A 13,844-nucleotide genomic window follows, 5' to 3' on the forward strand; every position below is an offset into this window, starting at 1 on the left:
GAGGCGCCGACCGGGGCCGGACACGGGACTCAGCACTGCCGAGGAGTCTACAGGGTGGTCAGGACCGCTTCCGACCGAGGTGTTTCCTGGTCCACTCCACCGCGTCCGCGTATCTCGCCTCCGCGCCGTGCCGGGTGGGCTCGTAGTACTCGCGGTCCTTGAGGGCGTCCGGCGCGTACTGCTGTGCGGCGATGCCCTCGGGCAGGTCGTGCGGGTAGGTGTAGCCCTTCCCGTGCCCGAGTTTCGTCGCGCCCTTGTAATGGCTGTCCCGCAGGTGGGAGGGCACCGGCCCGGCCAGTCCCTTGCGTACGTCGTCCAGCGCGGCGCCGATCGCCGTGGTGGCCGCGTTGGACTTGGGGGCGAGGGCGAGGGCGATGGTGGCGTGGCTGAGGGTGAGGGCGGCCTCGGGGAAGCCGATCATGGCGACGGCCTGGGCGGCGGCGACCGCGACGGACAGCGCGTTCGGGTCGGCGAGGCCGATGTCCTCGCTGGCGGAGATCATCAGCCGGCGGGCGATGAAGCGGGGGTCCTCGCCGGCCTCGATCATGCGGGCCAGGTAGTGCAGGGCTGCGTCCACGTCGGAGCCGCGGATGGACTTGATCAGGGCGCTGGCGACGTCGTAGTGCTGGTCGCCGTCGCGGTCGTACTTCACCGCCGCCCGGTCGACCGTCTCCTCCAGGGTGGCCAGGGTGATCTCCGCCTCGCCCTTGTCGAGGGCGGCCCCGGCGGCGGCCTCCAGGGCGGTGAGCGCGCGGCGGGCGTCGCCGCCCGCGATCCGCTGGAGGTGGTCCGTGGTGTCGTCGGGGAGGGTGACGGCACCCTTCAGGCCCCGCTCGTCGGTGAGGGCGCGCCGCAGCAGGTCGCGGATGTCGTCGTCGGTGAGCGGTTCGAGGGTGAGCAGCAGGGAGCGGGAGAGCAGCGGGGAGATGACCGAGAAGTAGGGGTTCTCGGTGGTCGCGGCGATCAGGGTGACCCAGCGGTTCTCCACGGCGGGCAGCAGGGAGTCCTGCTGTGCCTTGCTGAAGCGGTGGATCTCGTCGAGGAAGAGGACGGTCTCCTGGCCGTACCCGCCGGAGGCGCGGCGGGCGCCGTCGATGACCGCGCGGACCTCCTTGACGCCCGCGGTGATCGCCGACAGCTCCACGAAACGCTTGTTGGTGGCCTTGGAGACGACATAGGCCAGGGTGGTCTTGCCGGTGCCGGGCGGGCCCCAGAGGATCACCGAGGAGGGACCCGCGGGGCCCGAGGCGCCCTCGCCGACCAGTCTGCGCAAGGGGGAGCCCGGCTTCAGCAGGTGCTGCTGGCCCACCACCTCGTCGAGGGTGCGCGGGCGCATCCGGACCGCCAGGGGGCTGCCGGTCGGGTCCTTCTCCTGGCGTTCTTCTGCTGCGGCGGTGAACAGGTCGGGCTCCACGCTGAAACCCTAAAGCACCGCGCCGACAGCCCGGGGCGGGCGGTCAGCTGGTCCAGAACTCCCACCAGCGGGTCAGGATCAGCATGCCGATGATGCCGATGTGCAGGACCGGCATGACCCAGGTGAACTCGCCGAAGAAGCCCTTCAGCCAGCCGGGCGCGGGCAGGAAGCCCTGGCGGACGTTGAACGACGTCACGTACCAGAACATGATGATCGTGGCGACCCAGGCCAGGCAGCACCACAGGCACAGGGCGTTGATCCGGTAAAGGGACTGGAACATCAGCCAGGCGCAGAAGACGACGCCGAAGAGGGTGCCGGCGTTGAAGGTGAGCCAGTACCAGCGCGGGAAGCGGGCCCGGGCGAGCAGGCTCATGCCGACGCAGACGACGATGCCGTAGGCGACGAGGCCGAGCATCGGATTGGGGAAGCCGAAGACGGAGGCCTGGTCGCTCTCCATGACGCTGCCGCAGGAGACGACGGGGTTGAGGCTGCAGCCGGGGACGAACGTCTCGCCCTTGACCTTGGCCTCGAGCAGCTTGAACTTGTCGAGCGTGATCACCCACGCGGCGAGCACCCCGGCGGCGCCGGTGATCACCAGGAGCAGGGCGAGGGCCCGGCTCGCGCCCTCCGTGCGCGGCGCGGAGGCGGTGCGCCGCGGCGAGGCGGAGGGTTCGGGCTCCATGTCGACGTCCTTGACTGTCGTCTTGCTCATCACGCCGATTCCGTCACTGGGGGGTGTGGACCTGCTTCGGGCAGGGCCATTGTGCCGTACGGAACCGTGAACGCGCCGTCGGGCGGACATAAGAACAGACGGGTGTTCGCCCCTGGGCGTGGGGTTTCGGCCGACGTCCGTGGGACGCCCGCACACACGCTCCACCCGGTGTCCCCCGCCGGGGTGCCGGGGCGTCCGCGCGGTTGACGGCGAAGGCGCCGGGCACCCCGAGGGGCACCCGGCGCCTTCGTACGCCGTGTCAGCCGAGCCGTGACTCCAGCTCCGCCACGATCTCGTTGACGCCGACCGCCGTCTGCTCGCCGGACTCCATGTCCTTGAGCTGGACGACGCCCTCGGCGAGGTCGCGTTCGCCCAGCACCAGGGCGTAGCGGGCGCCGGAGCGGTTGGCGGCCTTCATCGCGGCCTTGAGACCCCTGCCGCCGTACGCGAAGTCCGCGGCCACGCCGTTCTTGCGCAGTTCGGTGACCTTCGCGAACAGCACCCGGCGGGCCTCCTCGCCCAGCGGGACGGCGAACACGCTGGTGGTGGCGGGGAGTTCGAGCTGGACACCCTCCGCCTCCAGGGCGAGCACCGTGCGGTCGACGCCGAGGGCCCAGCCGACGGACGGCAGCGCGGGGCCGCCGATCATCTCGGAGAGTCCGTCGTAGCGGCCGCCGCCGCCCACCGCGGACTGGGAGCCGAGGCCGTCGTGGACGAACTCGAAGGTGGTGCGGGTGTAGTAGTCCAGGCCGCGTACGAGCCTGGGGTCGTCCTCGAAGACCACGCCCGCGGCCGTGATCAGCTCGCGTACCTCCTCGTGGTACGCCTTGCACGCGTCGCAGAGGTAGTCCCGCAGCAGCGGCGCGCCGGTGAGCTGCTTCTGGACCGCCTCGCGCTTGTCGTCCAGGACGCGCAGCGGGTTGATCTCCGCGCGGCGCAGGGTGTCCTCGTCCAGGTCCAGGCCGCGCAGGAAGTCCTGCAGCGCGGACCGGTACACCGGACGGCACTCCTTGTCGCCGAGGCTGTTGAGCAGGATGCGGAAGTTCTGCAGGCCCAGCGAGCGGTAGGCCTGGTCGGCGAGGATGATCAGCTCGGCGTCCAGCGCCGGGTCCTCCGCGCCGATCGCCTCGGCGCCGACCTGGGAGAAGTGGCGGTAACGGCCCTTCTGGGGGCGCTCGTAGCGGTAGTACGAGCCGGAGTACCAGAGCTTGACCGGGAGGTTGCCCGCCTTGTGCAGGTTGGCCTCCAGGGCCGCGCGCAGGACGGAGGCGGTGCCCTCGGGGCGCAGGGCGAGCCGGTCGCCGCCCTTGGTCTCGAAGGCGTACATCTCCTTGGTCACGATGTCGGTGGACTCGCCGACACCGCGCGCGAACAGCTCGACGTTCTCGAAGCCGGGCGTCTCGATGTAGCCGTACCCGGAGCCGCGCAGCGGGGCGGCGATGGCCTCCCGCACGGCGAGGTACTTGGCGCTGTCCGGCGGGATCAGGTCGTACGTGCCCTTGGGGGCCTTGAAGGTGCTCACGGAAGGTCTCGTCACATTCCTCGTCGGGGCGCGTCGGAAGCGCCCTGGCCGGCGGCCACCTGCCGCAGATACGGATTGGTGGCGCGCTCCTGGCCGATGGTCGTCTGGGGGCCGTGGCCGGACAGCACCACGGTCGAGTCGTCGAGCGGCAGGCACACGCGGGCCAGCGAGTCGAGCATCTCGGCCATGTCACCGCCGGGCAGGTCGGTGCGTCCGATGGAGCCGGCGAACAGCAGGTCGCCCGAGAACATGATCGGCGGGATGTCCGCCGTCTCGGGCATGCCGAAGGTCACCGACCCCTTGGTATGGCCCGGCGCGTGCGCGACCGTCAGCTCCATGCCCGCCAGTTCCAGCCTGCTGCCGTCGGCCAGTTCACGGAGGTCGTCCGGCTCCCCGACGGTCAGCTCGCCCATCAGCGGCATGCCGATGGCGCGGCCGATGCCCTTCTCGGGGTCGCTCATCATGTACCGGTCGTCGGGGTGGATCCAGGCCGGCACGTCGTGTGCTCCGCACACCGGGACGACCGAGGCGACGTGGTCGATGTGGCCGTGGGTGAGGACGACGGCTACGGGCTTGAGCCGGTGCTTGCGGACCGCCTCCGCGACGCCGTCGGCGGCCTGGTGGCCGGGGTCGATGATCACGCACTCCTCACCGGCGGCGGGGGCGACGAGATAACAGTTCGTCCCCCAGGCCCCGGCGGGGAACCCGGCAATGAGCACGATCGTCCTTCGTTGTGTCGGTTCGGGAGGCTTGCGACGGGGCTGAGCCCGTGGTCAGAGCCTACCGGCGCTGCCGATTCCTCAGCGAACCCATATACGGTACGGGGCACACGCAGGCGGTCGGCTCACCGCACGCACGCACGCGTACCGGCCGGCACACGAGACGCATGAGGGAGAGAACCCGGTGGTCAGCCAGGAACAGCGGCGGCGTCAGCTCGCCCGGGAGAAGTTCTTGCGGCAGCAGCAGCGGCGCACCGAATCACGGCGGAAGTCGCGGATCCGTAACTCGGTGATCGCGTCCGTGCTGGGTGTGATCCTCGTGGGCAGCCTCGCGCTGTACACGACCGGGACGCTCAAGCAGGACGACGAGAAGACCAACGCGAACGCGGAGGTCACGCCGAGCGCCTCGGCGCCGAGCAAGGCTCCGGACCCGTGCGACAAGCCCGCCGAGGGCAAGGTCAAGTCGGAGAACTGGAAGAAGGAGCCGGCGCTCTCCATCGACAAGTCGGCGAAGTACACCCTGAAGCTGGACACGACGTGCGGCGCCATAGACGTGGCGCTGAAGGCGTCGGCGGCCCCGCACACGGTCAACTCGTTCGACTTCCTCGCCGACAAGGGCTACTTCGACCACAGCAAGTGTCACCGGCTCACCACGAACGGCATCTACGTGCTGCAGTGCGGTGACCCGACCGGCACCGGCACGGGCGGCCCCGGCTACACGATCCCGGACGAGAACCTGAAGGACAAAAGCCTGAAGGACAACACCTACCCGGCGGGCACGGTCGCGATGGCCAACACCGGGCAGAAGGACAGTGGCGGCAGCCAGTTCTTCCTGGTCTACGAGGACAGCCAGCTTCCGCCCAGCTACACACCGTTCGGCACCGTCTCGGACGCCGGCATGAAGGTGCTGAAGAAGATCGCCGACGCCGGGGAGAACACCGGAGCCGGTGACGGGGCACCCAACGCGACGGTCGTGATCGACAAGGCGACCGTCACCGAATCCTGACCCCCAACTGCGAAATTTCGGTCGCGCGGGATGCGGACAGGCATCCCGTCGGTCGCCTATGTTGGCCGTGACGAAACTGTGGACGATGCCCGGGGGAGCTTTGAGGCCCCCTCGGCGGCATCATGTGGAGGAGGCGCTGTGAGCAGCGACCCGTGGGGCCGCGTCGACGAGACGGGGACCGTGTACGTGCGTACGGCCGACGGCGAGCAGGTCGTCGGTTCCTGGCAGGCCGGCTCCCCCGAGGAGGCTCTGGCCTACTTCGAGCGCAAGTACGAGGGCCTGGTTGTCGAGATCGGCCTCCTCGAGAAGCGAGTGAAGACCACCGACCTGTCGTCGAAGGACGCGCAGACCGCGATCGGGCACCTGCGCGAGCAGGTGGAGGCCCACCACGCGGTCGGTGACCTGGACGCCCTCAGGGCCCGGCTGGACAAGCTCGTGGAGCAGGTGGACGCGCGGCGCGAGGAGCGCAAGGCGCAGCGGGCCAAGCAGTCCGACGAGGCGCGCCGCTCCAAGGAGGCGCTGGTCGCCGAGGCGGAGGAGCTGGCGCAGTCCGACCAGTGGCGGGCCGCCGGTGAGCGGCTGCGGGCCCTGGTGGACACCTGGAAGGGTCTGCCGCGGCTGGACCGCAAGTCGGACGACGAGCTGTGGCACCGGTTCTCGCACGCGCGGTCGGCGTTCTCCAAGCGGCGCAAGCAGCACTTCGCGCAGCTGGACGCGCAGCGCGAGGACGCCCGCCAGGCCAAGGAGCGGCTGGTCGCCGAGGCGGAGTCGCTGTCGAACTCGACGGACTGGGGTCCGACGGCCGCCCGCTACCGCGATCTGATGGCGGAGTGGAAGGCCGTGGGCCGCGCCCAGCGCGAGCACGAGGAGGACCTGTGGAACCGCTTCCGCGGCGCCCAGGACGTCTTCTTCGCCGCCCGCAGCTCGGTCTTCGCCGAGCGTGACGCGGAGCAGACCGAGAACCTCAAGCTCAAGGAGGAGCTGGCCGGTGAGGCCGAGAAGCTCCTGCCGATCACGGATCTGAAGGCCGCGCGGGCCGCGTTCCGCGCGATCAACGAGCGCTGGGAGGCCATCGGCCATGTGCCGCGGGACTCCCGCCCGAAGGTCGAGGGCCGGATGCACACCGTGGAGCGGGCGCTGCAGGAGGCCGAGGAGACCGAGTGGCGCCGGACGAACCCGGAGGCACGTGCGCGTGCCGCGGGTCTGACGGGCCAGCTCCAGGCCGCCGTGGACAAGCTGAAGGGCCAGATCGAGCAGGCCCGGGCGCAGGGCAACACCGCGAAGGCGGACAAGCTGGAGCGGGAGCTGGAGGGCCGCCAGGCCCTGCTGGACCAGGCGCTGAAGGGCCTGCACGAGTTCGGCGGCTGAGCCCGCGGAGCACGCACGGAAGGGGGCTCCCGTACCTCGCGGTACGGGAGCCCCCTTCCGTGTGCCCTAGGGTCTTTCGTTTGGGTCAGGCCGGATCAGGGAGCGGGGTCCGGTGCCGTGCGTCGCAAGGCGGAGGAGGGCGCCATGGCGGAGCCATGGCAACCGACGACAACGCGGCGAGGCGCGGTGCCGGGGCCCGCGAGCCCGGCGTGATCCAAACGAAAGACCCTAGGTGCGGTTGCGGGCCGAGGTCACCCGGTACACGTCGTACACGCCCTCCACACCGCGTACGGCCTTCAGGACGTGGCCGAGGTGCTTGGGGTCGCCCATCTCGAATGTGAAACGGGAGGTGGCGACGCGGTCGCGGGAGGTCTGGACGGCCGCGGACAGGATGTTGACGTGCTGGTCGGACAGCACGCGGGTGACGTCCGACAGCAGCCGGGACCGGTCCAGGGCCTCGACCTGGATGGCGACCAGGAACACCGACGACTGGGTGGGCGCCCACTCGACGTCGAGGATCCGCTCGGGCTCCCGGGACAGCGAGTCGACGTTGACGCAGTCGCTGCGGTGAACCGATACGCCGCTGCCGCGGGTCACGAACCCGATGATCGGGTCGCCGGGCACCGGCGTACAGCAGCGGGCCAGCTTCACCCAGACGTCGTCGACGCCCTTGACGACGACACCGGGGTCGGCGCTGGAGCGGCGCTTGCGGCCGCGTCCGCGGGCCGGCGGCACCGCCTCGTCGATCTCCTCGGTGGCCGCCTCCTCGCCGCCGAGGGCCTGGACGAGCTTCTGCACGATGTTCGGCGCGGAGACATGGCCCTCGCCGATCGCCGCGTAGAGCGCGGAGATGTCGGAGTAGCGCATCTCGTGCGCCAGCGTGACCAGCGAGTCGCCGGTGAGGATGCGCTGGATCGGCAGGTTCTGCTTGCGCATCGCGCGGACGATGGAGTCCTTGCCCTGCTCGATGGCCTCGTCGCGGCGCTCCTTGGAGAACCAGGCGCGGATCTTGTTGCGGGCGCGCGGCGACTTCACGAAGCCGAGCCAGTCCCGGGAGGGGCCCGCGCCGGCCGCCTTGGAGGTGAAGACCTCCACCAGGTCGCCGTTGTCGAGGGTCGACTCCAGCGGGACGAGCCGCCCGTTGACCCGCGCCCCGATGGTGCGGTGGCCGACCTCGGTGTGGACCGCGTACGCGAAGTCCACCGGGGTGGCGCCCGCGGGGAGCGCTATGACGTCGCCCTTGGGGGTGAAGACGAAGACCTCGTTGCGGGACAGGTCGAAGCGGAGCGACTCCAGGAACTCGCCCGGGTCCTCGGTCTCCTTCTGCCAGTCCAGCAGCTGGCGCAGCCATGCCATGTCGTTGAGGTGGTCGTCCTTGCTCTTGCCGGACGACTTGGGCGCGTCGGTGCGCACCTTGGAGGCGCCGGCGACGGCCTCCTGCTTGTACTTCCAGTGCGCGGCGATGCCGTACTCCGCGCGGCGGTGCATGTCGAACGTGCGGATCTGCAGCTCGACGGGCTTGCCGCCGGGGCCGATGACCGTCGTGTGCAGCGACTGGTACATGTTGAACTTGGGCATCGCGATGTAGTCCTTGAACCGCCCCGGAACCGGGTTCCAGCGGGCGTGGACGGTGCCGAGCGCCGCATAGCAGTCGCGGACGGTGTCCACCAGGACGCGGATGCCCACCAGGTCGTAGATCTCCGCGAAGTCCCGGCCGCGGACGATCATCTTCTGGTAGACGCTGTAGTAGTGCTTGGGGCGGCCGGTGACGGTCGCCTTGATGCGGGCGGCGCGCAGGTCCTGCTGCACCTCGTCGGTGACTATGGCGAGGTACTCGTCGCGCTTGGGGGCGCGCTCGGCGACGAGGCGGACGATCTCGTCGTACATCTTGGGGTAGAGGATCGCGAAGGCGAGGTCCTCCAGCTCCCACTTGATGGTGTTCATGCCCAGTCGGTGGGCGAGCGGCGCGTAGATCTCCAGGGTCTCGCGCGCCTTCTTCTCCTGCTTCTCGCGCTTGAGGTAGCGCATGGTGCGCATGTTGTGCAGGCGGTCGGCGAGCTTGATGACCAGGACGCGCGGGTCCTTGGCCATGGCGACGACCATCTTGCGCACGGTCTCGGCCTGCGCGGCCTCGCCGAACTTGACCTTGTCCAGCTTGGTGACGCCGTCGACGAGCAGGGTGACCACGTCGCCGAAGTCGCGGCGCAGGTCCTCCAGGCCGTACTCGGTGTCCTCGACGGTGTCGTGCAGCAGTCCGGCCATCAGGGTGGCCGGGTCCATGCCGAGCTCGGCGAGGATGGTGGTGACGGCGAGCGGATGCGTGATGTACGGGTCGCCGCTCTTGCGCTTCTGGCCGCGGTGCCAGCGCTCGGCGACCTGGTAGGCGCGCTCGATCTGGCGCAGCGTGGCGTTCTCGATCTTGGGGTCGTTGCTGCGCACGATCCGCAGCAGCGGCTCCAGCACCGGGTTGTACGGGTTCGCCCGCTGCACGCCGAGCCGGGCGAGGCGGGCGCGGACGCGGTTGGAGGAGCCGGAGCGCGGCTGGCCGGTGTTGGGGCGGGCCAGGGGCGCCGAGCGCTCGGGCGGGGCCGGCTTGGGGCGCGGCTGCTCGGGTTTGTCGGCCGGAGCTGCCTGGGCGTGCTGGACCGGCCCGCGCGAGTCGTTCTTCGCGTGGGGCGCGCTCGGCGCGGGCTTCGCCGCGGCCGCCGAGGCGGACTCGGGCTTGGCTGCGGTCAGGTGTTGGGCCTCGTCTGGCAAGAGGACTCCTCGTGCGCGATCCGGGTCCCCCGGTCAGGCTCCGGAGACCCCATGGTAGCGATCCCGTGCCCGGGGATCGCCTTCGGAGCGGTGTGAGGACCGTCTACCCGTGAAACGCACGAGGCGGACACCGGATTCCTCCGGGTCCGCCTGCGTGGTGTGACAGGGCGCCTCTCGCCCGCGCCTTGTCACGGGTCAGATCGTGAGCAGCGCCTCCAGCGGAGCGCCGGCCAGGGCCGGCTCCAGCCGGGCCCGGCCGCCGAGGAATCCGAGCTCCATCAGGACCGCGAGGCCGGCGACCTCGGCGCCCGCCCTGCGGATGAGCTGGACCGACGCCTCGGCGGTGCCTCCGGTGGCGAGGACGTCGTCGACCACCAGGACGCGGTCGTCCCGGGTGAGGTCCTCCGCGTGCACCTCGATCTCGGCGGAGCCGTACTCCAGGTCGTACGCCTGGCTGAGGGTGGCTCCGGGGAGCTTGCCCGCCTTGCGTACGGGGATGAAGCCGAGGCCCGCGCGGACGGCGACCGGGGCGCCCAGGATGAATCCGCGGGCCTCCAGGCCGACGACCTTGGTGGCGCCGGTGCTGCGGGCGATGCCGGCCAGGGCGTCGCTGAGCGCGGTGAACGCCTCGGGGTCCGCCAGGAGCGGGGTGATGTCCTTGAACATCACACCCGGCTCCGGGTAGTCCGCCACGTCCCGGATGCGGCTCAGCAGCAGGGCCGAGATGTCCGTGAGCCCGTTCATCGGCGCTTCCCGGAGGGACGGCCCCGGCCGCGGGCGCGGGCTGCGGGCTGGTGGCGCGGGCCGACGACCGCGGGTGCGGCGTCCCCGTCCTCGTCGCCGTACTCCTCGTCTGTGACCGCGGAGTGTTCGGTGTCGTCCGTGGCCCCGCCCTGGGCGCGCTTGGCCAGGACGCGCTTCTTCAGGGACTTCATCGACGGCTCGAGTTCCTTGAGGTCGGCGACGAGCGGGGTGGCGATGAAGATCGAGGAGTACGCACCGGCGGCGAGACCGACGAACAGCGACAGCGAGATGTCGTTCAGCATGCCGGCGCCGAGGACACCGCCGCCGATGAAGAGCAGGCCGGCGACCGGCAGCAGCGCCACCACCGTGGTGTTGACGGAGCGGACCAGCGTGCTGTTGATCGAGCGGTTGGCGATCTCGCTGTAGGTCCAGCGGGTCTGTTTGGTGATGTCCTTCGTCTGTTCCTTGAGGCTGTCGAAGACGACCACCGTGTCGTACAGCGAATAGCCGAGGATGGTGAGCAGACCGATCACCGTGCCCGGCGTGACCTCGAAGCCGACGAGGGCGTAGATGCCGACGGTGATGGTGATGTCGTGGATCAGCGCGACGAACGCGGCGACCGCCATGCGCCATTCGAAGGCGATCGCCAGATAGATCACGACCAGCACCAGGAAGATGCCCAGGCCCTGCCAGGCCTTGTTGGCGATCTGCTCGCCCCAGCTGGGACCGACCAGTTCGGCGTTGATCTGCTCGCCGTCGACCTTGAGGTCCTTGGCGAGGGTTTCCTTGATCTTGTCCGAGGTGCCGGTGTCGATGCCCGCGACCTGGATGCGCAGGCTGCCGTCACCGAGCTTCTGGACGATGGCGTCGTGGCCGGAGGCGTCCTCCGCGTACCCCTCGGCCGTGGCGACCGAGACGCTCATGTTCTTCGGGGTGGTGAAGACCGCTCCGCCCTGGAACTCGATGCCCATGTGCAGGCCGCGCACCGCCAGGCCGACGATGGCCGTGATGGTGATCAGGATGGAGATGCCGTACCAGATCTTGCGGTTCTTGATGAAGTCGTAGCCGACTTCGCCGTGGTGCAGTCGGGCACCGAGGTTGCCGAGCTTCGACATCTCTCACGCCTCCTTCGTGTGGGTGGGGGCGGAGGGACGGCGGGTCCGGCGCAGCGGCGGCTTCGCTCCCAGTGCCTTCGGGTCGAGACCGGACCACTTGTGGCCGCTCGCGAAGAACTTCCGGCGGGCCATCAGCGTCAGCAGCGGCTTGGTGAAGAGGAACACCACCACCACGTCGAGGACGGTGGTCAGACCGAGCGTGAACGCGAAGCCCTGGACCTTGCCGACGGTGACGACGAAGAGCACCGCGGCGGCGAGGAACGACACGAAGTCGGAGACCAGGATGGTGCGCCGGGCACGCGGCCAGGCACGCTCGACGGAGGGGCGCAGCGTGCGGCCCTCGCGGATCTCGTCCCGGACCCGTTCGAAGAACACGATGAACGAGTCCGCCGTGATGCCGATCGCGACGATGGCACCGCACACGGCCGGCAGGTTCAGCGCGAAGCCGATCGTCGGGCCGAGCAGCGACATGATCACGTAGGTGAGGGCCGCGGAGACCAGCAGGGAGGCGATGGCGATGAAGGACAGGCCGCGGTAGTAGACCAGCAGGTACAGGACGACCAGGGCGAGGCCGATGGCACCGGCGATCAGACCGGCCTTCAGCTGCTCGCCGCCGAGGGCGGCGGTGACGGTGGTGACGCTGTCCTCGCGGAAGGTCAGCGGCAGCGCGCCGTAGGACAGCATGTTCGCCAGTTCCTGCGACGACTGCTGGGTGAAGTTGCCGGAGATCTCGGCGTTGCCGCCGGTCAGGGCCTGGCTGACGTAGGGGTCGGAGACGACCTCGTTGTCCAGCACGATGGCGAACTGGTTCTGCGGCGACTGGTTCTGCGCGAGCTTGCCGGTGATGTCGGCGAACTTCTTGCTGCCCTTGTCGGTGAAGTCCATCGTCACGGTCCAGCCGGCGCCGGACTGCGTGTTCAGCACGGCCTTGGCCTTGTCGACCTCGGTGCCGTCGACCGCGGCGGGGCCGAGGATGTACTTCTGCCACTGGCCCTGGCTGTTCTGGCCGCAGGCGACGGTCGCGTCGGTGGACTTGGAGCCCTCACCGGCCTTGGCGCGGACGCTCTCCTTGGTGCAGTCGAGCGCGGCGTACTGGGCCTGGAGCTTGCTGTCCGCGTCGCCGGAGGTGCCGCCGGTCGCGGAGGGGGTGGGGGCCGCCTTGTCCCCGGCGGTGCCGCTCGGGGAGGCGGACGGCGTCTCGTCGGCCTTCAGGGCGTCGGTGACCGCACGGCCCTGGGTGGTGGCGCTCGCCGAGGGGGACGCGCCGTCGGTGGCCTTGTCCGTCGCCTTGTCGGTCGCCTTGTCCTTGCCGGAGTCCTGCTCCGAGCCGTTGCCGGTCGCGCTGGGCGTGGGAGCGGCGCCGCCACCCGCGAGTTCGGTGGTGAGGACGGGACGGAAGTACAGCTTCGCGGTGGTGCCGACCTGTTCCCGGGCCTGCTTGGAGTTCGTGCCCTTGGGAATGTTGACGATGATGTTGCGGGTGCCCTGCGTCTGGACCTCGGCCTCGGAGACGCCCAGACCGTTGACCCGCCGCTCCATGATGGAGACCGCGGTGGCCATGTTGGTCTTGTTGATCGCGGACTCCTGGCCGGCCTCGGGGACCGCTGCCAGCGTGATGCTCGTACCGCCGGCCAGGTCGATGCCGAGACGCGGGGTCTTGTGCCCGGAGGCGAACATTCCCCCGGTGAGCGCCACGATGGCGATCAGGATCAGAGCCAGCGAGCGCCACGGCTTACTTGTGGCGCTCGCGTTCCGTCCCTTTTTGAGTGCTGCCACCTTCTCGTACTCCCTCTCGGGCCGCCTCGCGCCCGGTCGGGGAGCCGGCGGCCATGACATGGTGTCGGGATTCCGTGCGAGCTGGGCATGTCCCGGGGCGCGCGGGCGGCACCCGCGCGCCCCGGGACACGACTACTTCGCCTCGGAGTCGCCCTCGGACTTCTTCGACTGTGCGTCCGCCTTCGCCTCGCCGGCCGTGTCGGCGTCGGCCGGCTCGTCGGCGGCGTCCTTCTTGCCGAGGTCGACGGGCGTGTCGTCGGAGGCGGCGGCAGCGTCGGAGGAGTCGTCGGTCTCGGTGAGGGAGGAGGCGTCGTCGGGGACGACGTCGGACTTCAGGTCGTGCTCGACGCCGTGGACGATGCGGTTGTACTCCTCGTCGGTCAGGACGGCACCGATCGCGTTCTTGGCGAACAGCAGTTCCACACCCGGGCCGGCGTCGAGGAGGACCGTGTCCTCGCTGACCTCCTTGACCGTGGCGTACATGCCCCCGATGGTGCGGACGCCGGAACCGGGCTGCATCTGGTTCCGCATGTCGACTGCCTGCTGCTGCTTCTTCTTGGCCGACCGGGTCATCAGGAACATGGCCCCGATGAGCACAATGAACGGGAGGAGGGTCAGGAGACTCACGGGTCGGAACTTCCTTCACACGACCGCGATGGTGAACGGCCTGATGGTTGGGGGTATGTGGTGCCGCCGTCAACGGCGGCATCG

The 13,844-nt window shown here is 70.0% G+C and carries 11 protein-coding genes; 2 read left to right on the top strand and 9 right to left on the bottom strand.

Annotation, left to right across the window (positions count from 1 at the left end):
• Positions 1-58: 58 nt before the first annotated feature.
• The 4 genes from CNQ36_RS06095 to CNQ36_RS06110 form a co-directional block, all read right to left on the bottom strand.
• Entirely contained in the window at positions 59-1,414 is a 1,356-nt protein-coding gene (locus CNQ36_RS06095; RefSeq protein ID WP_121545240.1) for a replication-associated recombination protein A, read from the bottom strand.
• 43 nt (positions 1,415-1,457) lie between these two features.
• Complete coding sequence (locus tag CNQ36_RS06100; RefSeq protein ID WP_121545241.1) at positions 1,458-2,126, bottom strand: vitamin K epoxide reductase family protein; 669 nt, start codon at positions 2,124-2,126, stop codon at positions 1,458-1,460.
• Between the two features lie 259 nt (positions 2,127-2,385).
• The gene (gene hisS, locus CNQ36_RS06105; protein ID WP_121545242.1) at positions 2,386-3,648 is read right to left on the bottom strand and encodes a histidine--tRNA ligase; all 1,263 of its coding nucleotides are present in this window, start codon (positions 3,646-3,648) and stop codon (positions 2,386-2,388) included.
• 11 nt (positions 3,649-3,659) lie between these two features.
• Entirely contained in the window at positions 3,660-4,367 is a 708-nt protein-coding gene (locus tag CNQ36_RS06110) for an MBL fold metallo-hydrolase (RefSeq protein ID WP_004933899.1), read from the bottom strand.
• A gap of 184 nt (positions 4,368-4,551) precedes the next feature.
• On the opposite strand from CNQ36_RS06110, the gene CNQ36_RS06115 reads away from it, so the two are divergent.
• On the top strand, positions 4,552-5,373 hold the full coding sequence (locus tag CNQ36_RS06115; RefSeq protein WP_004933897.1) for a peptidylprolyl isomerase: 822 nt from the start codon (positions 4,552-4,554) through the stop codon (positions 5,371-5,373).
• Positions 5,374-5,511: 138 nt separating this feature from the next.
• On the top strand, positions 5,512-6,741 hold the full coding sequence (locus tag CNQ36_RS06120) for a DUF349 domain-containing protein (protein ID WP_121545243.1): 1,230 nt from the start codon (positions 5,512-5,514) through the stop codon (positions 6,739-6,741).
• A 228-nt stretch (positions 6,742-6,969) separates the two neighbouring features.
• Here CNQ36_RS06120 and relA read toward each other — a convergent pair whose 3' ends face one another.
• From relA to yajC, 5 genes are all read right to left on the bottom strand, one after another.
• On the bottom strand, positions 6,970-9,498 hold the full coding sequence (gene relA, locus CNQ36_RS06125) for a GTP pyrophosphokinase (protein ID WP_121545244.1): 2,529 nt from the start codon (positions 9,496-9,498) through the stop codon (positions 6,970-6,972).
• Between the two features lie 195 nt (positions 9,499-9,693).
• Entirely contained in the window at positions 9,694-10,242 is a 549-nt protein-coding gene (locus tag CNQ36_RS06135) for an adenine phosphoribosyltransferase (RefSeq protein ID WP_004933887.1), read from the bottom strand.
• On the bottom strand, positions 10,239-11,357 hold the full coding sequence (gene secF / locus CNQ36_RS06140) for a protein translocase subunit SecF (RefSeq protein ID WP_004933885.1): 1,119 nt from the start codon (positions 11,355-11,357) through the stop codon (positions 10,239-10,241). The genes CNQ36_RS06135 and secF overlap by 4 nt, the downstream gene beginning before the upstream one ends.
• A 3-nt stretch (positions 11,358-11,360) precedes the next feature.
• Entirely contained in the window at positions 11,361-13,133 is a 1,773-nt protein-coding gene (gene secD, locus CNQ36_RS06145) for a protein translocase subunit SecD (RefSeq protein ID WP_121545246.1), read from the bottom strand.
• A 132-nt stretch (positions 13,134-13,265) separates the two neighbouring features.
• Entirely contained in the window at positions 13,266-13,760 is a 495-nt protein-coding gene (gene yajC, locus CNQ36_RS06150) for a preprotein translocase subunit YajC (RefSeq protein ID WP_004933882.1), read from the bottom strand.
• Positions 13,761-13,844: the final 84 nt, after the last annotated feature.

It is taken from the genome of Streptomyces fungicidicus (assembly GCF_003665435.1).
GTDB classification, from domain to species: Bacteria; Actinomycetota; Actinomycetes; order Streptomycetales; family Streptomycetaceae; genus Streptomyces; species Streptomyces fungicidicus.

Bases quoted from the DNA above. Each gene is read 5' to 3' on its own strand.
- CNQ36_RS06100 (WP_121545241.1), bottom strand. From the start codon at position 2,126: ATGAGCAAGACGACAGTCAAGGACGTCGACATGGAGCCCGAACCCTCC.
- CNQ36_RS06135 (WP_004933887.1), bottom strand. From the start codon at position 10,242: ATGAACGGGCTCACGGACATCTCGGCCCTGCTGCTGAGCCGCATCCGG.
- secF (WP_004933885.1), bottom strand. From the start codon at position 11,357: ATGTCGAAGCTCGGCAACCTCGGTGCCCGACTGCACCACGGCGAAGTC.